This window comes from uncultured Rothia sp. (genome assembly GCF_963555405.1).
Lineage (GTDB): Bacteria > Actinomycetota > Actinomycetes > Actinomycetales > Micrococcaceae > Rothia.
The window spans coordinates 108,662-129,689 of sequence record NZ_CAUVVO010000001.1 but is presented as its reverse complement, the minus strand read 5'-3'; the positions used below and the strand labels follow the sequence as shown (position 1 = coordinate 129,689).

The 21,028-nt window shown below is 62.6% G+C and carries 11 protein-coding genes; 4 read left to right on the top strand and 7 right to left on the bottom strand.

Annotated elements, in window-relative coordinates; genetic code table 11:
• Window positions 1-37 precede the first annotated feature (37 nt).
• The 6 genes from RWL87_RS00480 to RWL87_RS00455 form a co-directional block, all read right to left on the bottom strand.
• Window positions 38-691, bottom strand: coding sequence for a hypothetical protein (locus RWL87_RS00480; RefSeq protein WP_313968546.1), 654 nt, complete (start codon window positions 689-691; stop codon window positions 38-40).
• Between the two features lie 153 nt (window positions 692-844).
• Window positions 845-2,035 carry a carboxylate transporter gene (locus RWL87_RS00475; RefSeq protein WP_313968545.1) on the bottom strand — a complete coding sequence of 397 codons (1,191 nt, stop codon included), beginning with the start codon at window positions 2,033-2,035 and terminating at the stop codon, window positions 845-847.
• Window positions 2,036-2,178: 143 nt separating this feature from the next.
• On the bottom strand, window positions 2,179-3,360 hold the full coding sequence (locus RWL87_RS00470) for a sugar dehydrogenase (RefSeq protein WP_313968544.1): 1,182 nt from the start codon (window positions 3,358-3,360) through the stop codon (window positions 2,179-2,181).
• A gap of 32 nt (window positions 3,361-3,392) precedes the next feature.
• The gene (gene hemL / locus RWL87_RS00465; protein ID WP_313968543.1) at window positions 3,393-4,742 is read right to left on the bottom strand and encodes a glutamate-1-semialdehyde 2,1-aminomutase; all 1,350 of its coding nucleotides are present in this window, start codon (window positions 4,740-4,742) and stop codon (window positions 3,393-3,395) included.
• A 214-nt stretch (window positions 4,743-4,956) separates the two neighbouring features.
• Window positions 4,957-6,324, bottom strand: coding sequence for a threonine/serine exporter family protein (locus RWL87_RS00460; RefSeq protein ID WP_313968542.1), 1,368 nt, complete (start codon window positions 6,322-6,324; stop codon window positions 4,957-4,959).
• Between the two features lie 178 nt (window positions 6,325-6,502).
• The gene (locus tag RWL87_RS00455) at window positions 6,503-7,198 is read right to left on the bottom strand and encodes a 3'-5' exonuclease (RefSeq protein ID WP_049337874.1); all 696 of its coding nucleotides are present in this window, start codon (window positions 7,196-7,198) and stop codon (window positions 6,503-6,505) included.
• A 191-nt stretch (window positions 7,199-7,389) separates the two neighbouring features.
• On the opposite strand from RWL87_RS00455, the gene RWL87_RS00450 reads away from it, so the two are divergent.
• Together RWL87_RS00450 and RWL87_RS00445 are read left to right on the top strand one after the other, a co-directional pair.
• Entirely contained in the window at window positions 7,390-11,220 is a 3,831-nt protein-coding gene (locus RWL87_RS00450; RefSeq protein WP_313968541.1) for a PD-(D/E)XK nuclease family protein, read from the top strand.
• A 69-nt stretch (window positions 11,221-11,289) separates the two neighbouring features.
• Window positions 11,290-16,041 (top strand): ATP-dependent DNA helicase, encoded by a 4,752-nt coding sequence (locus tag RWL87_RS00445; RefSeq protein WP_313968540.1) that lies wholly within the window; start codon window positions 11,290-11,292, stop codon window positions 16,039-16,041.
• A gap of 1,004 nt (window positions 16,042-17,045) precedes the next feature.
• Here the strand turns inward: RWL87_RS00445 and RWL87_RS00440 are convergent.
• Window positions 17,046-18,002, bottom strand: coding sequence for a phosphotransferase (locus RWL87_RS00440; RefSeq protein ID WP_313968539.1), 957 nt, complete (start codon window positions 18,000-18,002; stop codon window positions 17,046-17,048).
• A gap of 366 nt (window positions 18,003-18,368) precedes the next feature.
• On the opposite strand from RWL87_RS00440, the gene RWL87_RS00435 reads away from it, so the two are divergent.
• Complete coding sequence (locus RWL87_RS00435; RefSeq protein ID WP_313968538.1) at window positions 18,369-20,273, top strand: ATP-dependent helicase; 1,905 nt, start codon at window positions 18,369-18,371, stop codon at window positions 20,271-20,273.
• Window positions 20,257-20,889, top strand: coding sequence for a M48 family metallopeptidase (locus RWL87_RS00430; protein WP_313968537.1), 633 nt, complete (start codon window positions 20,257-20,259; stop codon window positions 20,887-20,889). The genes RWL87_RS00435 and RWL87_RS00430 overlap by 17 nt, the downstream gene beginning before the upstream one ends.
• The last annotated feature ends 139 nt before the right edge of the window (window positions 20,890-21,028 follow it).

The following is a 21,028-nucleotide window of genomic DNA, read 5'->3' as shown; positions in this document are numbered from 1 at the left end:
TTGGTGGCTTCTCGAAACACATGTGGCTTTTCGCCGTTTATGCTTGTTCTTCCGATTCCTCAGTGACGGGTTTGTACCCGAGGGAGGTACACACGATGTTGCCGTTGGTGAAGTACTCCGCGAGCTTCTCACGGTCGGCGGGGGAGCGCAGGTCCGCCCAGCGTTCCTGCTCCAGGTAGAACGCGACCTGGGAGGTCAGGCAGACGACCCGCTCATCGTGCACCGCCACAATATGCCTGCGCAGCCACGGCATACGCTTGGCGAGGTTCGGCGGAATCTTGGACGGCACCTTGATTTCTATCTGCCATTGCGACGGTTCGTAGAAGGTCGGCTTAATCTGTTCGGGGTTCTTGGGGAAGACGCAGAACTCCACAATATCGGGGTAACTGTACTTTTTCGCGGGGAGGAAGAGCCGCCCAATATAGAACGAATCGGGGTTAAACAGCAGGTAGCGCCTCCTGCAGTACCACCGTGTCGCAAAGGTTATAGCGGCAACAATCCCCAACAGGATGGACGCGTCGCGGCGGGACATCGGACGGACGCCCAGAATGGTCCAACCAATGAGCGCGTAGAAGAAAACGCAGAACGCCAGAAACAGCACAAAGTGGGTTTCAAAATAGAACTGGTTTCGTTTCCAGACTCGTCTGGCTCGGGGAGGAACGTCCTCCAGCGTTGAAGCGTTGAGCTCCATGATTTGTCCTCTCTACGGGGTTATCGCTGATGGTGGTCGGTGATGTTCAGAAGCCACATGTGTTTCGAAAAGCAACATAAAACGTGGCTTCTCGAAACACATGTGGCTTCTCGCCGGTATAGGCCGTGGACTATTAGCCGCGCAGCTTAGCCGCTAGTCCGACTTACGGTAGGACGCCGCGATACGTGCCGCCTCCTTTTCCGTCAGTTCGTTCGTCGGCTTGTAGCCCAGCGTGAGGCAGGTGGCACGCCCCTCCACAAAGTACTTCTCCAACAGCTCACGGTCCGCCGGGGAATCCACATCCGCCCAGCGCCCCTGCTCAATGTTGAACGCAATATGCGCCACCAAATAGTCGGTGAAATCTTCTCCAAACCCAAAGCTTTCGTAACGACCATCCACCAAAGTGATAGCCAGCCGCCAGCCGCTAGGCATGTCCTCATTAGGCTTTGTACCCTCAGCGTAGACAGGATAGATCTTGAACTGTTCGATATCGGAGTATTTGTATTCTTTTGCTGGTTGGAAGACACGCCCTCTTTTTATCGCTGTCGGGGTGAATCGGTAGTATGTGCGTTTCCCAAACAACACCATGAGAGCCGACAGAATGTATGGGATAGACAACAAGATAGAGGGCACACCGATATCGGATGAAGAGTAGCGGTCCCTATTGACGTTCAAGAGTGAATTCATATAGATGAACAGGATCAATACTCCGCCCTGTAGGAAGAGATTGATCATAACGTATTCCCCACGTCCCTCGACGAGACATGGCTGGCATCTAGGGTCCTCAAGTTTGCGGCGAAAGGGAGCGCTCAGCCGGCCCAACGTCCTAACGTAGATATCGGGCATGCCAAGGGCGCGTTCATCCGGGCTGAAACCGCGTGCGATGCGCCAGCCTCGGCGACCCCAACGGGCACCTAAATACACCATGAGAAAAGGCAAAGCCAGAGCATTAATAAGAGACCCTTCGTCGACAATGAACCAGTACAGAGCAAAGGTCGCGTAGGTGACAAAGCAAGCCCCAACGTAAAGCAGGCTGTGCCCGAAATCCATAGTGATGCTGGAGCCCTTGATATTTTCTAGCTGAGCTTCAGCTTTGCGGAGCGCTTTTTCTTTCTCATAATCGGTGAGGGGATTTCCATCTTCCGCAAGCTTCTCAATTTTCTTTTTGACAGCTTCAACCGGAGAACCCTTTACGGATATATATACTTTGTGGGCACGCTCTGCATTGATAATCGTCGGGTAGGCGACCTCCACTAGCAGGCAGCACGCCAGGTAGATGAAGAACGCCACCAGCCATACGTTGCGCACCTGCTCCATGGGCAGGCCGAGGGCTGCAAGGTCCATGAGTTGTCCTATCTGCGGGGTCGGTGATTGTGGTCGGTGATGGTGTGTTTACGGTGCTGAGAAGCCACATGTGTTTCGAAAAGCAACATAAAACGTGGCTTCTCGAAACACATGTGGCTTCTCGCGGTATGTAGGCTGCAGGTTTACTTGTACTGCGCCTTCTGGAAGGACGCGCGGCGGGCCGCCTCCTCCGCATGCTTACCGGCAGGCTTGTACCCCATGGTCGTGCAGATGACGCGGCCGTCCACGAAGTACTTCGCCAACAATTCACGGTCCGCCGGCGAGTCCAGCTGCGCCCAGCGTTCCTGCTCAATCTTGAACGCAATCTGCGCCACAAGACAATCAATCTGGTGCTCATTGAGCTCATAGTCGTGCTTGCGGCCGCCAGGAAGCAAAATCTCCAGCGTCCACTGGCTCGCGTCCTTCGGGTTCAGCTTGATAGCATCCGGGTTCTTCGGATACACACGGAACGCGCGAACATCCGAGTAAGGGCGGGACTTCGCCGGAAGGAACAGACGCCCAGCCTGGAACGAATCAGGGTTGTACAGCACATAATCGCGGTTGTACATCAGCAGCATGATAATCAGCGGAATATACGCCGCCGCCAAGAACCAGGACGCGTTACCAATATAAATCGCTTCCCAATCCTCACCGATGCTCCAGCCCGCAAGCGAGGTCAAGAAAACCAAAGCAAGCAGGAACGCAATACCGTTGAGCACCCAGTAGACGGTGCGGTCGTCACGAATCGGCTCCACACCCGGCACGGTGCCGCGCACACGGAACGGAGCGCTCAACTTACCCAGCGTCGCCGAGTAGATACGCGGCATACCCAGTGCACGGTCCTTCTCGCCGTAACCGCGTGCGACACGCCAATGGACGCGGCCAAGAAGCGCCCCCAGGTACACCATGAAGAATGGCAGAATCAGCGCCGGCAACAGGATGCCGTCGTACACGATATCCCAGTACAGGGTGAAGATGGAGACCGCCACAATCCAGCCCCACAGGTACATGACCACGTGGAACCAGCCGCTTATCACACCGGCGCCCTCAATAGAATCCAGCTTCTTCTTTGCCTTCTTCGTGGCGCTACCCTTGCGGGAGGAACTCAGCGGCGCACCCATCGCGGTACGTTCCGCGGTGGCGCGGCGCGCCTCATCAACGGGCGAACCGGACACCTCAAGGTACAGGTCGGCCGCCTTCTCCTTCTTGATGGGCACCGGGTAGGCGATATCCACCAGCAGGCACAAGCCCAGGTACACCATGAAGGCGATCAGCCACACGTCGCGTAGCTGCTCCATGGGCAAGCCCAGAGCGCTCAAATCCATGAGCGGTTCACCTCCTTACGTCTCTCAAACCCTTAAGCGGAGGCAGCCGCAGCGGCGGCAGCCGGAAGAGCCGAGATGATACGGTCCATCGCCTCATCGTCGTGGGCGGCAGAAACGAACCACGCCTCGAATGCGCTCGGCGGCAGGTACACGCCGGATTCGAGCATGGAGTGGAAGAACGCGTTGTAGCGGCTGGTTGCGGACGCCTTGATGTCGGCGTAGTTGTGCACGCCCGCCTCGGAGGTGCCAAACGCTACCGAGAAGAGGTTACCCGCGTTCTGGATGGAGTGGTCCACACCGGCGGCGTTGAACGCCTCGGTCAGCGCCTGCTGAAGCTGGGCGCTGCGGGAATCCAGGTGCGCGTAGACCGCGGCATCAGCCAGGGTCAGGGTCTTAATACCCGCCGCAACGGACAGCGGGTTACCCGAGAGAGTACCAGCCTGGTAGACCGGGCCGACCGGCGCCAGGTACTCCATGACCTCACGCTTACCCGCCAGCGCCGCGATGGGCATACCGCCACCAATGACCTTGCCGAACGTGAAAATATCGGGAACCCAGCCGCCATCCTCGGGAGCCGCGTAACCCCAGTAACCAGCCGAAGACACACGGAAACCGGTCAGCACCTCATCAAAAATCACGAGCGCACCGTTCGCGTGCGCAATCTCGTGCAGGCCACGGTTGAAACCGGGCTCGGGGGTGACAACACCCATGTTGCAGGGCGCCGCCTCAGTAATAATCGCGGCAATCTGACCCTCGTGGTTCGCGAATGCCTCACGCACAGCGTCCAGGTCGTTATAGGGAAGAACGATGGTTTCCGCGGCGGTTGCGGCAGTCACGCCAGCAGAACCCGGCAACGCCAGGGTAGCCACACCCGAACCAGCCTCAGAAAGCAGCGCATCCACGTGACCGTGGTAGCAGCCAGCAAACTTAATAATCTTGTCGCGACCGGTCACACCACGCGCCAGACGAATCGCAGTCATGGTCGCCTCAGTACCGGTCGACACCATACGCACCTGATCAATCGCACCAGGAATCACCGCGTTAATACGGTTGACCACCAGCTCAGCCAGCTCAGCCTCCGGCGCGCTCGCCGCACCAAACGACAGGCCGCGCTCAGCCGCCTGCTGAACAGCCTCAACCACCTGCGGATGCGCATGACCCAGAATCGACGGACCCCACGAGCAGACCAGGTCAACGTACTCGTTGCCGTCCGCATCGTACAGGTACGCGCCCTTAGCCTTCGCCGCAAACGCAGGAGTGCCGCCCACAGAATTGAAGGCGCGCACCGGGGAATTCACGCCGCCGGGAATCACCGCGCGAGAACGCTCAAAAAGCTTCTCGCTGGTTTCATGATGCAGCGGGTGGGTAGAGGAGGGAGTCATCGTATCGGTGCCTTTCAACAGGGACGGCGAACTAAAGAATTACAAGGGACGATGCACGGCAAGCAACAGAGCCCGCACGTTACTAACGTCCCGTACCCTAACCATCATAGGCGCTACAGATGAACCGCAGGTGACAAGCACCTGAACGTACCGAAAGGTGACGATAAAACACAACAGACAAGTTAGGGAACAGATAGGTGGAGAAACCCAGAAACTAGCGCATATGCCGGTCGGTATCCAGACGGTTCAGCACCTGGGTGTCCTGATCAAACAGCCAGTTCTTATCAAAGAGCAGACGCACAAACGCCAGACCCATACCTAACGCCATGAAAATCAGTAGGGACTGCACAAAACCGCTCGCCGCCGAATACATGTCACCGCTCGCAAAATACGACATGGAACGGTAGAACGGAACACCCGGAACCATCGTCACCACCGCCGGAACCGACAGAGAAATACGCGTGTACTTACGCTGATGCAGCGGCGCCACAATCTCAGCCAGGATACCCACACCAAACACGGCAATTGTCGCCGCCATATGCGCGGGCATGCCCGCCTCCACCATATGAATACGGGCGGGGTTCGCCACCGCAGCAATCAAACCACCCCACACACACGCCACCGGGGAGGCGGCAAAGAGCATCGCGAAGCCGGCCGCCGCAACACCCGAGGAAAGCACCTGCAACACCAAATACAGGGTTGGGTCAAGGTTAAGAGGCGCAGGGGCAGTCAACGGCAGGTGGAAGAGCGAACCCAAAACCCACACCGCAAACGACGCGCTCAGCAGCAACAAACCCACATAGGTCAGACGCGAAATACCCGCCAAAAAGTCCATGCGCGAAATATCAAGCATGCCCGTCACCATGGGGAAGCCAGGCACCAAGAACAGCACCGACGAAATGAAACCAATCATGTGGTTCGGGCTAACCCAACCCGCCGCGACCAGCACATTAACAATCGCAATGTACAGGCCCGCCGCCAGGAAGCCGCACGCCATCCACGTTGCCAAATGGCTCACCCCGCGCTTGAGCAGAGTCGAACGCAAAAACTGGCCGGCACCCGCCGCAAAGAACACCACCGTGCACTCCACCAGGCCGCCACGGTTCAGGAACGCGAACCCGGCACACGCCACCGCGGAGGCGAGCGCCAGCATCCAGCGGGTGTACAACGGCTTCGCCGAATCGATAAGGTCCAGCTCGGCGTTCGCCTCTGCAGGGGTGATGCGCTCGGGCAGCTCAGAAATGAACTTACCCAACTGATCCAGCTTATGAGCGTTAATGCCCATCGTGCGCTGCTCAGCCACCTCAGTACGGAAATTACCGTCCGTGTACGAAGACGTCGAAATCTCGGTGAAGGTCACCTGCGCGTGATGCTCCTTCAACCCCACAGCCTTCGCCAAACGCGCCATCGACGCCTTAATACGGTACGCACTCGCACCCGACTTCATCAGGATGCGGCCCAGGCGGAGCACCACCTGCGATTGCGCCACCAGGTGCTCATGCGCCAGACGGGTAGACCCCAGATAAATACTGCGCGTATTTGTATCAGGGTACGGCTCGGTAGTGCGGGGCTGATCATCCATGAGAGGCCTTCCGGGTCGTGCTATTCGTGTAGGTATGGTTCCTTATCTAGCATAGGGGAGAAGCCCAAACGGGGATAGTGTCAGCCCGTCAGTAAAGGCGGATGCGACGGGCACGCTGAGCGCAGATGGGGGAAGGCCGCGGGGTGCTTATTTACGGCGCCGGTTTAGCAGGGCAGGTTTAGCGGCGCACCGGCCAGCGGCCGTCAATAACCTCAGATTCCTTACCCGGCTGCGTGCGCAACCACGCCTGGAAGCTCGCCGCCTGCTCCGCCGCCCACTGAATCTGCTGCTCGTGCAGCTGGCGCGCATCCACGTTGAGAACTTGCGGGAACTGCTCGGTCAGCTTCACCAGCAGACGCTCCGCCGCCAGGGCATCATCAGCGGAGGTGTGCGCGTTCTCCAGGGAGACACCGTACTCGGCGGCAAGAACCTCAAGGGTGCGCTTGCCGCGCTTACGCGGAATCACGTGCTTATGCAGAACGTACGGGTCGAGCACCACGCCCGGCGGCAGCTCACCGTTGGCAATATTGTGGCGTAGCATTTCATGGTGCAGTACCGAAAAATCGTAGGCGGCATTGAACGCAATAATCGGCACACCGTCAAGGTTCAGTGCACCAATCGCGCCGGCAAGCTCCCACACGACCTCGCGGGCGGGACGGCCGTGCTCACGCGCGTACTCAGTCGTAATACCGTGCACGGCGGCGGCACCGGCAGGGATCTCAACGCCGGGGTCAGCCAGCCACTCGCCACGGCGCACCACATTACCCTGAGGGTCCAGCAGGATCAGGGAAGCAGTCACGATGCGGGCGGTGGTGACGTCCACACCGGTGGTTTCAAGGTCAAAAGTGGCGCGCAGGCCGTTCATCCAGGTCATGCTATAAGACTAACCCAGCGGCGGTGCAAGCGCGCGCCCGGTCGTCACGCGGCTGTGGATAAGCCCCCGCGGGGCGGCATATTAAGCCCTGGGAGCGGCATATTAAGTCACCGAGGCGGCACATAAGTAGCCGACGAGCCCAAATGACCGCCGACAAGGTACAACCGCGCTACAGCCGATAGACTGAAACCATGACAACCCAACTTCTCACCGGCATCCCCGGAACCGGTAAAACCCACCACCTCACCGAACGCGCCCTGCGCTACCTCGCCGACGGGAACGACCCCGCCCGCCTGCTCATCCTCGCACCCACCCGCACCGCCGCAACCCGCATGCGAGACACCATCGCCGCATCCAGCGACCGCAGCCTCTCCGTAGCACCCACCCGCGCCTGGGCAGCATACGCCTTCGACCTGCTCAAACGAGCCCAAACCCGCGGGCTCCTCAGCGGCGTAGAAGGCAACCTCAAACTCCTCTCCGGCCCCGAACAAGACGTCATCATCGGCGAACTACTCGCCAACCACGCCCAAGGCATCGCACCCGGCCCCACCTGGCCCGACGTGCTCCGCGACGCCCTACCCACCCGCGGATTCCGCCACGAAATCCGCGACTTCTTCGACCGCATGGCAGAATACGACCTCACCGCCGACGACGTACACCGCCTCGCCACCGAACACAACCAACCTGCCTGGCACGCCCTCGCCCAACTGCACACCGAATACCGTGCCGTGCGAGCCCTCCGCGCCAAAAACGCCTACGACCCGGCAGTACTCATCAACGACGCCTGCCGGCTGCTACTGCGCGCCCCCGAATTCCTCGCCGAAGAACGCCGCCGCTACGACCTGATCCTCATCGACGACGTGCAGGAACTCAGCCCCTCCATCTACCGGCTGCTACGCCTCATCGCCGCAGAAGTCGCCCCCGCAGACGCCACGCACCTGACCGAAACCCACCCCGACCTCTTCGCTGAAGGCCCCCAGGTTGTCATGACCTACAGCGACGAAGCCGTCGTCCAGGGCTTCCGAGGCGCCCGCCCCGACCTCGTCACCACCCTGCAGGCAAGCTTCCCGAGCATGCGCACCCGCACGCTCACCACCTCGTACCGTCTGCCCGCACTCATGATGCCGCTCGTGGCGGACATTCGCCGCCGCCTGCCGCGCTACACCCGGTTCGTGCCGCTCACCGCTGAACAGGAAGGGGCGAAGAATGGTGTGCAGGAGGGGGTCAAGAATGGTGCGCCTGCAACCTTTGGACGCATCAACACCACCCCCGCCGATGAAGCCCTCACCTGGGGTGCCACCGACGAACCGCTGCTGCACCTGGGTGCCGACGGCAAAATCCTCGACCCCGCACACTACCGCACCGCACCCGCCGGCGTGTATAAGTATGCGCTCGCCAGCTCCCAGGACGAGGCGAACCTCATCGCCCAAATGCTGCTCGAAGAACGCATCTACGGCAACCACCCCTACCGCGAGTCAGCCATCATCGTGCGTAACGGTGCGGACGTGGCGCGCATCCGCCGCGTGCTCTCCTCGAACGGTATTCCGTCGCGTACCTCCGCGGCGCTCGTGCCGGTGCGTGACGAGCCCGCCGTGCGCCCATTCCTCGATGCGCTCAGCCTGCTCGTCTACGCCCGCAAGCGCGGCGAGAAGGCACTCAACCCCGCCGTGCACATGCCCGCTGGAGAAGGTACTGAGGCGGGGGAGCACGGCGGTTACGAAACCCTCAGCGCCGCCGAAGCTGAAGAGCTCATGCGCCGAAGCCTCAACGACGTCATCGCCGAAGAAAGCCGCGCCAACCCCCTCGGCGGCGCGCAGAGCGCCATCACCCTGCTCACCTCCCGACTCGGTGGCGCATCCAGCATGGACGTGCGACGACTCCGCCAGCAGCTGCGCTCTATCGAACTGCAAAGCGGCGGCCACCGACCCAGCGACGACCTGCTCCTCGGCGCCCTGCTACACCCCGAAACCCTCCCCGAAGAGGGCGTAGGACGCGCCGTGCACCGCATCGCAGCCGTACTCTCCGCGGGACGTAAAGCACTCGCGCGCCCCGAATCCACCAGCACCGAAGTGCTCTGGGCACTCTGGGAAGCCAGCGGCCTCGAAAAGGTCTGGGTCGCCCAGACGCACAACGCAGGCCCCGACGCGGACGCTGCCCACCGCAACCTCGACGCCATGATCGGGCTCTTCGAAGCCGCCGACCGCTTCGACGAGCAGATGCGCGGCGCCGGTGCCGAACAGTTCCTCGACTTCATCGACGCGCAGGACCTACCCATGGACACCCTAGCCGCCCGCGGCGTACGCCAAGACGCGGTCGAAATTCTCACCCCCGCGCTTGCCGCCGGTCAGTCCTGGCGCACCGTATATGTATGCGGTCTGCAGGAAGGCACCTGGCCCAACACCACCGTGCGCGGCTCCCTGCTGGCTACCGGTGATCTCGTGGACCTGTGCGATGCGCGCATCCGCCAGCGCGCACAGCAACAGGCTGGGGAAGAACAGGTGCCGCCCGCGCGCATCCGCAGCTACCCCGAACGCGTGCGCGACACCCGCCACGACGAGCTGCGCATGTTCGCCGTCGCCGCCACCCGAGCCAGCACCCGCCTCGTACTCACCGCCGTGCGCAACGACGATGAGGCACCCGGCGAGTTCTTCGACTTCGTGCTGCCCACCGACGCTGTCGGCGACTCCACGGACGTGCCGATTACCCGCGTGCGCCGCCCCGCGACCCTGCGTTCTCTGGTGGCGGAGCTTCGCCGCACCCTCGTTGAGGAGTCGCTGAACGCCATGCGCGCGGAAGATGCTCAGCAGGAGGGCTCACAGCGGGCCGACGCGCAGGCTGGAACCGCGCCGGACGAGGATGCCCTCACCCCGGAGGCGTCCGCGTACCGACTCGACGCCGCCTCCCGCACACTGGCGCGCCTGGCGAACGCCCAGGCACCCGGCGCCGCACCCGACGAATGGTGGGGCCTGCTGCCGCTGTCGAGTACGGAGCTGCTCTTCGCGCACCGTCCGGCAGACCACGCCGAGGGTGAAAACGATGGCGAAGAGCCTGCCGAAAACCCGGGCCGCCGCACGATTACGCTTTCGCCCTCACGCCTGGAAACCATCCACAGCTCCCCGCTGGACTGGCTGGTTTCCGCCGCCCGCGCCGAAGCGCAGACGGACCTGTCCCGCTCCCTCGGCACGCTCGTTCACGCCATCGCCGAGGAGTACCCGACCGGCACCCTCGAAGAGCTCCAAACCGCCCTCGACGAGCGCATTAGCTCCCTCGGCGTGCCCGCCCGCAAGGACGACGAAACCGACGAAGAATACCGCGAGCGCGTGCCCTGGGAGTCCTACGCCCTCTACGAACGCGCCAAGCGCATGATTCTGCGCCTGAGCTACTACTACCGACAGCACATGGGCGATGCCGGCTGGCAGAACCTCGGTGTTGAAGGTTCCTTCGCTGTGCGTGTGCCGGTGCCCTTCGACCCAGCCGGTGAAGTCGGCGAGCTGGATGCGCTGCTCACCGGCCGTGTGGACCGCCTCGAGGGTACCGCCCCGGCTGAGGACGGCACCCGCCGCTACGCCATTGTTGACCTGAAAACCGGCAAGTCCAAGCCAGACGGCAAAACCATGGAAACCCATCCGCAGCTTGCCGCATACCAGATTGCGGTGGAGGCTGGCGCGGGCGAGCAGCTGGAGGAACGCTACCGTGCCGAGGCCGCCGCCCTGGAGGCGGGTGAACCGCTACCGGATGCCCGCCCTCAGGAGCTGGAGTACACCGGCTACACGGGTCGTTCCGGAGGCGCGGCGCTCGTGCAGCTGGGCGCTTCAGGCGTGAACGACGAGAGTAAGACTCGCCTGCAGGTTCAGCCCGCCCTGACGGAGCACGATTCGTGGGCGGCTGAGCTGGTGCAGCATGCCGCCGAGCTCATCGCCGGTGCGCAGGTGCAGGCTCGTCACCGTGAGGGCGGCTATGGGTGCCGCCTGCCGGAGATTTGCCCGATTTGTACGCGCGGCCGTCAGGTGACTCAGCCCTAGCACCCCCTGTTCTTTCGTTATCACTCACCCTGAACCTCCCATGAGAATGACCCATGAGGAAGAGGAATCATGACTGACTCTGGCGCACACGGCGCTACTAATCCCGGCGCCGGCATGCTCACCCCCGCCCAGTGGTGCGAGCATAATAGCTGGCAGCTGCCCAACGGCGCGCTCTTCTCTGCAGAGGCCGCCGCGAACAACCCCGCCCTGAAGCCCGCGGGCTACCGCAGTGCCCTCGATATTGCCGAGATGCTCAACGGCGCCGACGGTAAGAAACCGACCCCCGAGCAGGTCCGCATGATTGAGGCGGGCCCCGCCCCGACCCTCGTCATTGCGGGCGCCGGTTCGGGCAAGACTGCGACCATGGTCGACCGCGTGATTTGGCTGGTCGACAACGGTTTTGTGCGCCCCGAAGAGGTGCTCGGCGTGACCTTCACCCGCAAGGCGGCGACCGAGCTGCGCAGCCGCATGCGCGCCGGTTTGAACACGCTACGCCGTAGCCGCCGCATCGCCCCGACCGATGAGGAGCTACGCGAGGGCATCGCTGACCCGACCGTGCTCACCTACCACTCCTACGCGAACAACCTCGTCAAGGAGTACGGTCTGCGCCTGGGCGTGGAGCAGGACGCGCAGATGCTTGGCGACGCGCAGAAATGGCAGCTTGCCGCGCAGATTGTGCAGTACTGGGAGGGGGAACTGCCCCTCGACAAGGACGACGTGCCGGTGTCTGCGGCGACCATGATCAACCAGCTGCTGCAGCTCTCTGACGAGTGCGCGGAGCACCTGGTTGAGCCGCAGGAGGTTATTGACTTCTGCACCGAGCAGTTGGCGGCGTACGCGGCGGTGCCTGATCCGCGCCGTGCGACGAAGACCGAGAGGGACATTCAGAAGGTTCAGCGTCTGCTGCGGAACCGCCGAGTGTACGCGCGCATGGCGCAGAGCTACGCCCGCGTGAAGGCGCGCATGCAGGTGCTGGATTTTGGTGACCTGATGCGTTTTGCCGCCCGCATTGCGGAGGCTGACCCGGCAATTCGCGAGGGCGAGCGCGCCCGTTTCAAGGTGGTTCTGCTGGACGAGTTCCAGGACACTTCGCACGCGCAGATGAGCCTGTTCTCCTCGATTTATGGCGCCAATGAGGCGGCGGGTATTCCGGCTCATCCGGTGATGGCTGTGGGCGACCCGAAGCAGTCGATTTACGGTTTCCGTGGCGCTTCGGACGGTCAGATGTTCAGCTTCTACCGTCATTTCCCGACTGAGCACGCGCAGCCGCTGTTCCTGTCCATTGCGTGGCGTAACGATATTTCGGTGTTGAACGCGGCGAACCATGTGGCGGAGAAGCTGAAGGAAGTGCCCGAGTGGGTGCGTGCCGCCGACGGCGATATTACTGCCGCTCAGGTGCCTGACCTGCGCCCGCGTTGCGCCCTGGTGGGGGAGCCTGGTTCGCCCGCCTTTGAGCAGGCTGCCGCGGGCATGGTGGGCCGCGTGGATTTGACGTACCACGACTCTGACCGCGAGGAGGCTGTGGCGATTGCCGAGCGTATTGCGGCGATGCGCGCGCAGGCGGTGCGCGAGTATGAGCGCGCCTACGCGGCGCATCGTTCCGGTGATGGTTCGGTGCGTCCGCGCCTGAAGATGCCTGAGATTGCGGTGTTGGCGCGTGTGCACGGTCAGCTGGACCCGATTCGTGTGGAGTGCGAGCGCCTGGGTATTCCGGTGCAGCAGGTGGGTTTGGGCGGTCTGCTCTCCCAGCCGGAGGTTGTGGATCTGATGTCGGCGCTACGTGTGCTGGCTGATCCGAACCGTTCGGATGCCCTGGCGCGCCTGTTGACGGGTGCGCGCTGGCGCCTGGGTGCGGCGGATATGTTGGCGCTGGGTGATTGGGCGCAGTCGCTGGTGCGTGAGCGTGAGCGTGCCCTGCGTGAGCAGATGGCGTTGCGCATGCTCGCGGAGGCCGAAGACGCCGACAACGCCGAAGACATCCGCTTGGAAGCAGAGCACCTGCGCGCCGCCCAGGAGCGCCTGGACGAAACCCTCAAGGGCGCGGTGGAGGACTCCTCCGGCTACGCCTCCCTGATTGAAGCGGTGGAGAACCTGCCGCAGGACGGACCGGACGGAGAACCCCTCTACGGTGAGCAGTACCGTGGCCGCCGTTTCTCCCCGGCGGCGCTGGAGCGTCTGCGTGCTTTTGCTGAGCAGATGCGTGTGCTGCGTGCCGGTTTGAGTGACGACCTGGGCACTCTACTGTACGAGATTGAGCGCACCATGCTGCTTGATATTGAGCTGGCGGTCCGCCCGGGTACCGACCCGCTGGGTTCGCGCGCGAACCTGGACGCTTTCCATGAGGTGGCCGCCGCCTACGGCGTGTCTGCGCCGCGTATTAACGCGATGATTTACGCCGGCTCTGACGGCGTGAGCGCGGAGGAAGGCGACCCGGGTGCGCGCCGCTTCCTGCTGTCTTCGGGCGGCGTGAGCTACGTGATGGGCTTCCTCGCGTGGCTTGAGCGTGCCGATGATGAGGAGAAGGGCCTGGCGCTGGGTACCGTGGAGCCTGACCCGAATGCGGTGCAGCTGATGACCATGCACGCGGCGAAGGGCCTGGAGTGGGATCATGTGCTTCTGCCGTGTCTGTGCGGTAGCGCGACCGGCGGGCAGACCCCGAACCTGTGGCAGATGTCGGCTAATACGGCTCTGCCCTGGCCGCTGCGTGGTGACCGCGAGTACCTTCCGTCGGTCCTTGAGACTCCGGAGGAGATTACCGCATTCGAGAAGGCGAAGGACCTGGAAGACTACCTGGCCGAGCATAAGGACGATGCCGCCGAGCATGCCGGCATGGAGGACCGCCGCCTCATGTACGTGGCGATGACCCGTGCCCGTAACCTGCTGGCGTTGAGCGCCTACCGCTGGAAGAGCGCTGCCGCGCAACCTCTGCCGGTGCAGCCCTTCTGGGAGGAACTGATGGAGATGCTTTTCAAGTCGCTCTTTGACATGGGCACCCCCACGGTAGACGCGCCCTCTGTGCGTTTCGAAGAGACGATGGATACCCCCTGGGCGGCACCGCAGCTGGTGGGTATGGGCCTGTCGTACACGATGCCGAACCCTGCCGATAAGCGCAAGAAGGTGCACCTGAACCATGTGCGCCGCTGGGCTGAGCAGCTGGCTGAGTCGAAGTACCGCTTGGTGGAGCCGGTAACCCTGGTGCACGGCACGGTCGTGGATCCCGCGAATCTGCCGCCCGCCCCCGATGAGGCGGCACTGCTGGAGGAGCTGGAACGCTACCCCCTCGACGCCGACGAGCTCACCCCCGAGCAGGCGGAGGCGCGCGCGGCCGCCCAGGCAACCTACGTCGAGCAGGTGCAACGCTACGCCTGGGCGCTGGTTGAGGTCATGGCTCCCGCCCTCGCGCGGGATTGGCAGCTGGCGGCTCCTCATACCCGCGCCCGCACGGTGGCGGAGAATTGCTCCCGCCTGAACCTGCCGGTGCCCGAGTGGATTATTGAGGCTACGGAGCGAGAGAAATGGCGTGAAACGCAACCGCTCGAGCCAGGTTACTCACCCACAGTGGCGGCGGCACTGCCGATTGAGGTGCGCGGCCAGTTCGCCCAGAAGAACTACGAGGACAGGAACCCGAACCTGGGTGCGGTGCTGACCGCCATGTGGCCTTTCGACCCGCTGGAGCGCCCCGTGATTTGGCGTTGGGCGTCTGACGATGCCCTCACGCAGGGTACTGAGGCGATGCTTCGTCGCGGCCAGTACGAGAACCTGCAACGTGAGATTGCGATTAACTCCTCGAGCCGTCGTGAGGCGGTGGAGCGTGCCGCTCTGGCAGTAGAGCTTGCCGTCGGCGCGGGTGACGAGGGTGCCGTGTATGAGGGCGCCGAATCTGAGGCACCGGGGGAGGGCTCAAACCACCCTGCACCCGTGGCAAGCGGCGAGTCCGCTATTCCCGAGTCGCTATGCCAGCAGGCGGTGGACTGGGAACGCGAAGCCGACCTGCTACTGCTCATGATGGGTCAGACCGACCCGGTGCTGCCCGAGCAGCTGCCGGGGCACCTGTCCGCCTCCACTTTCATTCGCCTGAGCGAGGACCCGCAGGGCACGGTGCATCAGCTGATGCGCCCGGTGCCTCAGCGTCCCTCGCGCGCGGCGACAATCGGTACGGCGGTGCACGCCCTGATTGAGGAGCACTTCGGTGTGGTTCCGACCGCCGACCCGCTGGAGGCACCCGAAGCGGAGGACACGGTGGGCGTTGACCTGCCGGGCTCCACCTCCGTTGCTTCCGCCGCATCAGGTGCGCTCGCTGAGTCTGCAGACCCCGCTGACCTACAGGAACAGGCGCTGGGGGAAAGCTCCGACGAGTTCACCTTCGAGGATGCCTACGAGGAATCCGAGAGCGAGCTGGAAGCCTCCGTTCAGCGCCTCTGGGAGCGCTTCGCCAACAGCGAGTGGGGCAGCGATGAGTGGAAGGAACGCATCTGGGCGGTCGAGTACCCGGTCGAAACCCATATCGAGGGCGTGAGCCTGCGCGGCCGTATTGACGCGGTGTTCCGCACCGAGGACGAGGACGGCGAACGCTGGGTTCTGGTGGACTGGAAGAGCGGTTCCCGCCCGAAGATGTCGACCATGCAGTCTCGACGCTTCCAGCTGGGCCTGTACCGTATCGCGTTCTCCCGCATTATGGGCGTGGACCCGGAGCGTATCAGCACCGTGTTCGTGTACCTGGGCGGCAAGGGCGTTGCGGAGGTGTGGGATCACCAGATTCGCGGCGGCCTGCCCACGGAGGCGCAGCTGGCGAAGGTGATTCGTGAGGCGCGCAAGGGCTAAATGGCTAGGCTAGACAACAGGGCTAGACAGCATGCGCTCGCGCGTTAGCCTGAGCCAATAACCGCATATAGAAAAGCAGCTCACGGAGGCATTACGTCTCGTGAGCTGCTTTTCTGTGTGGACTTTTCGTGTTAACGGCAGAGGACGCCTCGTTACCCCACTGCATTAGGGTAAGAGGCGTCCTCAGCCGCTGAAGAACTATAGAGGTACTTCGTGCCCTCGCACGCTCCGGGAAAGAATCGCGCCGAACGACTGCCGCTCTCGCGGCCTCACTCGCGCCGCCGGCGCCCCGTGGGGTTTGCGTGCGTCTTTACTCTCAAACACAACCTCGAAAGTAACTCTATAGATTTCTGCCATCGGTGATTGGTTGCGCGGTGCATGAATCCGGCTCGGGTCTGACATGACCGGTCAGGGTCCCGTCCAATCTGTCTCCCCAATTTATCGCTGCCACGATATCAGCGCTGGTCAGTGCGCTATGGGGAGTGTGTCCGCTGGTTTTCTCGCGGCACAGCAAAAGTATTCCAGGAGTTTTTGAAAAAATCTACGGGCAAAGTTTTTACCCTAAAATGCACTATTTTGAGCATAGTTCAAGGTGAAGTTGAGGCTCTGTGGACTCTCAAAACCAAAAGTTGGTTTTTGTGGGTTTGTGGTGTAATTGCACCAGGGAAATATTGTGAATGGCACCTTTAGCGCACCTTCAAGTCTCAGCCTTAATCTGAGTCATTCATGCACAAAAATGCAAAACCGGTGCTCAAAAGGTGAGGGGAAACACTTAAAGAAATTTTGATAAAAAGCCGTCAAAAGCCCCTCCACTAGCCCTTATAAGCATCATTCTGCCGGTTTGACAGACACTCAGTAGAGCTGATTTCGCCGGGCGCCTTTTATACCTAAACCCCTGCAGATACCTACCCGGATACAGCTCAGCCCCGCAGTACAAGTACTGCGGGGCTGAAACTGAAAACCTATGCGGCGGGCGGCAACCTGACGGCTACCTACCCTAACGCCTACTCGTCGGGACCGACCAGCGGGCCGACCTCCTCCTGACCGAGCAGTTCACCGGAGGCACGAAGATCGTCCTGAATGTCCAGGAGCATGGACACGGCGTGGGTTGCACCGTCGCGGTCTCCGACCTCCACGGTGTGGGTGAGCCACTGGGCAATCGCGAACTCCGCGTAGAAGTTCGCGCGCTGCGCCAGATAGGCGTCGGGCAGCTGAGGCATCTGCTGGCGGTACACCTCAATGGCCTCGTCGGTGAAGTCAATGTCCTGGCAGGAGTACAGCCAGGCGAAGTCCTGCGCGGGGTCGCCCACGTGCACTTCGGACCAGCCGGTGACCTCGACGATGCGCGCCTCCGTAGGAGTCACGTGCAACACGAGGTTCTCGGCACCCATGTCGCCGTGGACCACGCGCGGGCGGAACTGCCACATGGGGCCGGGAGAGAGCACGGCACGCCAGTGGGCGAGCAGGTCGGCGGGTACCTTGCCGGTTGCGGCGGCACGCTCCAGCTCGGCGTTCTTGCGCAGGCGAATCTGCTCCGAGGAGTAGGAGGGCAGGTCAGCCTCGTAAATAATGTCTTCGGGCATCACGTGCAGGGTCGCAATGTCCTTGGCGATGATGGACGCCAGGGAGGGGCGGTTCGCCGCAACTTCGCGGCGGCTCAGCTCGGCGAGCTGGTCCACGTCGTAGATGGTGCCGGGGATGTGCGTGTACACAAACACGTTGCCGCCCGCATACGGCACGGTGCCGGCGACGGTGGGTACGGCGAAGGGCAGTCGGGCGCGCAGGCCGGGGCTGAACGACTGCAGGATGAGGTGTTCAGCTTCGAGGCGCATGCTGGCGTCGGGGCGGCGCGGGGCGCAGACTCGCCAGCGGCGACCGGTGGAGTCGGCGATGATGGCCGAGTCGAAGTCGTCGCTGTCTTCGCGGACCGGTTCGGCGCCGACGGGGTAGATCCCGGGCACTCCGGCGGAGACAATGGCTGCTAGCTGAAGGGGAGATAAAGTCACGGGTTAAGGTTACCAAACCTATGTGTGCCGTTTAGTAGTTTTTGGGATCTTTATGCCAAGTGGTGAAGATACTTGTGGACAAGCCCAAACGCCTCCGCCTGCGCTTCTTCCCTCACCTCTATCCGTGCTTCTACCTGCACGCACCCAGATAGGTAGCGCCTCACGCCCTGAATGAAAGAAGCGACGGCTAAGAAGCCCCGGTGCTGTCTGGGAGAATACAATGGAAGATCGGCTATCACCGCCTCGCGCGCCCGCATATCCATATGTCCAGCGCGAGCGCCTGCCGCCTGCCCGTACCGCCCGCCTTACTGATGGAGCATTATGACCGCCACACCTCAGCAGCCTCAGCATATGATCTCCGCAGACGATATTCTTGCCGGGCTTGACCCGGATCAGCGCGCGGTTGCCACCGAACTGGACGGCCCCATGCGCGTGCTGGCGGGTGCCGGTACCGGTAAGACTCGCGCGATTACGCACCGCATCGCCTACGGTATTGCGACTGGCCGCTACCAGGGCCCGCGCGTGCTCGCCCTGACCTTTACCCTGCGCGCGGCGGAGGAGATGCGCACCCGCCTGCACCAGCTGGGCGCGCACGGCGTGCAGGCGCGTACCTTCCATTCGGCGGCACTGCGTCAGCTGGCGTATTTCTGGCCGCAGGTGGTGGGCGGTACGTTCCCGTCCATCGTGCAGAATAAGGCGACTCTCATTACGGAGGCGGCGAACCGCCTGCGTATCAGCACGGACCGTTCCCTGCTACGTGATTTGGCGTCGCTGATTGAGTGGGCGAAGGTTCAGCTGCTCACCCCGGACACCATCATGCAGCGCCTGAGTGAGAAGCAGCTGCCTTCGGCGATTACCCCGCAGAACATGCAGCGTATTTTCCAGGCGTATGAGGATTTGAAGGATGAGCGTAACCTCATCGACTTTGAGGACGTTCTACTGCTGACCATCGCCATGCTGGAGGAGGACGAGAAGCTTGCCGCGACCGTCCGTAACCAGTACCGCCATTTTGTGGTGGACGAGTACCAGGACGTGTCCCCGCTGCAGCAGCGTCTGCTGGATGTGTGGCTGGGTGGCCGCGACGATATTTGCGTGGTGGGCGATGCCTCCCAGACGATTTACTCTTTCACCGGCGCGACTAGCCGTTACCTGCTGGATTTTCCGCGCCGGTACCGTGGCGCGCATACGGTGAAGCTGACCCGCGACTACCGTTCCCATTCGCAGGTGGTGGAGCTCGCGAACCGTCTGTTGGCGGCGCGTCGCCCGCATCCTGATTCGAGCCCGCACTCCTGGGCGCCGCCGCTGGAGCTGATGTCTCAGCGCGGTCCCGGCGTGGACGTGGAGTGGTTCGGTTACGCGGACGACGAGCAGGAGGCCGCCGGCATTGCCGAGGATATCCGAGACCTGATTGAGAAGGACGGCGTGGTGCCTTCGGAGATTGCGGTGCTGTTCCGCACGAACGCCCAATCGGCGGCGATTGAGTCTGCGCTGGCTGCCGCCCACATTCCGTATCAGCTGCGTGGCGCGGAGCGTTTCTTTGAACGCCCCGAGGTCAAGCAGGCAATGCTTGCCCTGCGCGGTTCGGCGAAGTCCACGGACGGTACCGAGGACGTCACCCGCTACACCCGCGATGTGCTCGGCGGCCTCGGCTACAAGGAGGAAGGCCCCCTTTCCGGAGGCGCTACCCGCCAGAAGTGGGAGTCCCTCGCCGCCCTGGTGCACATGGTGGACATGATGGCGCAGAATCGTCAGGAGCAGCTGAAGGAGCACCGCGCGAACCCGCGCCCCGGCGTTCCCGAGCCGCTACCTTTGACCATGCACGAGGTCGTGGCGACCCTGAACCACCGCAGCGAATTCAACGACGCACCGCAGGTCAACGGCGTAACCCTCGCATCCCTGCACGCGGCAAAGGGCCTGGAATGGGACGCCGTATTCCTGTGCGGTCTGAACGAGGGCCTCATGCCGATTACTTTCGCGACCACCCCGGATGAGGTGGACGAGGAGCGCCGCCTGCTGTACGTGGGTATTACGCGCGCCCGCAAGTACCTGTGGCTGACCTGGACCATGACCCGCACCGTGGGCGGTCGCGGTCAGCGTAAGCGCTCGCGTTTCCTGGACGATATTGATCCGGCGAAGCGCCGCCGCAGGGCTGAGGGCGCCGGCTCCTTGTATAACCAGCCCCGCCGTTCGTCGAAGGGAAGGGGAAACTATGGCTCAGCGTTTTAAACGTGAGATTCTGCCCGCCACCGAGGACCGCCCGCAGATTGAGCTGGTCCGTTCGGCGCGCCGCACCCGCACCATCAGCATGCAGCGCGACGGCGAGGACGCGCACGGCAACCCCGCCTACCGCCTGTTGATTCCCGCCGCGAGCACGAGCGAAGAGATTGACGAGCATATTGCCCGCCTGCTGCCGCGTATCCAGCGTCGTGCCGCCCGCCGTGAGCGTGCCACGCAGCTGACGGTCACGGACGAGTACCTGCGCTCCCGCGCGCTGTACCTGGCGCAGAAGCACCTGCCGGAGCTGGTCGCCTCGGGCAGGTTGGAGAAACTGTCGATTCGTTGGGTGACGAATCAGCGTCAGCGCTGGGGCTCGGCGACCTACGCGAACACGCAGATTCGCATCTCCTCGGAGCTGCAGGGCGTGCCCGAGTACGTGCTGGACTCGGTGATTCACCACGAGCTCTGCCACCTGCTGCAGCCGAACCATTCGGCGGCATTCCGTGCCCTGGAGGCGCGCTACCCGCAGCTGCTGCGGGCGCAAGCCTACCTGGAGGGGTACGCGCTGGGGCGCTCGCGTGCTGAAAGCGAACGTGCTGAGGGCGAGCAGAACAGCGCCGGCTAATGCGCTCCCCGAAAATCAAATAAGCAAAAACCAACTCAAACGCTAAAGCGGGGGTGGCTTGTACATTCACAAGCCACCCCCGCTTTACGGTGTCAGCTATTTACTTTTCGCGGCGCAGAATCCTGCTACTTCCCGCCGG

Excerpts from the sequence above, each read along its gene's own strand:
- RWL87_RS00480 (WP_313968546.1), bottom strand. The coding sequence starts at position 691 with ATGGAGCTCAACGCTTCAACGCTGGAGGACGTTCCTCCCCGAGCCAGA.
- RWL87_RS00475 (WP_313968545.1), bottom strand. The coding sequence starts at position 2,035 with ATGGACCTTGCAGCCCTCGGCCTGCCCATGGAGCAGGTGCGCAACGTA.
- RWL87_RS00470 (WP_313968544.1), bottom strand. The coding sequence starts at position 3,360 with ATGGATTTGAGCGCTCTGGGCTTGCCCATGGAGCAGCTACGCGACGTG.
- hemL (WP_313968543.1), bottom strand. The coding sequence starts at position 4,742 with ATGACTCCCTCCTCTACCCACCCGCTGCATCATGAAACCAGCGAGAAG.
- RWL87_RS00460 (WP_313968542.1), bottom strand. The coding sequence starts at position 6,324 with ATGGATGATCAGCCCCGCACTACCGAGCCGTACCCTGATACAAATACG.
- RWL87_RS00455 (WP_049337874.1), bottom strand. The coding sequence starts at position 7,198 with ATGACCTGGATGAACGGCCTGCGCGCCACTTTTGACCTTGAAACCACC.
- RWL87_RS00450 (WP_313968541.1), top strand. The coding sequence starts at position 7,390 with ATGACAACCCAACTTCTCACCGGCATCCCCGGAACCGGTAAAACCCAC.
- RWL87_RS00445 (WP_313968540.1), top strand. The coding sequence starts at position 11,290 with ATGACTGACTCTGGCGCACACGGCGCTACTAATCCCGGCGCCGGCATG.
- RWL87_RS00435 (WP_313968538.1), top strand. The coding sequence starts at position 18,369 with ATGACCGCCACACCTCAGCAGCCTCAGCATATGATCTCCGCAGACGAT.
- RWL87_RS00430 (WP_313968537.1), top strand. The coding sequence starts at position 20,257 with ATGGCTCAGCGTTTTAAACGTGAGATTCTGCCCGCCACCGAGGACCGC.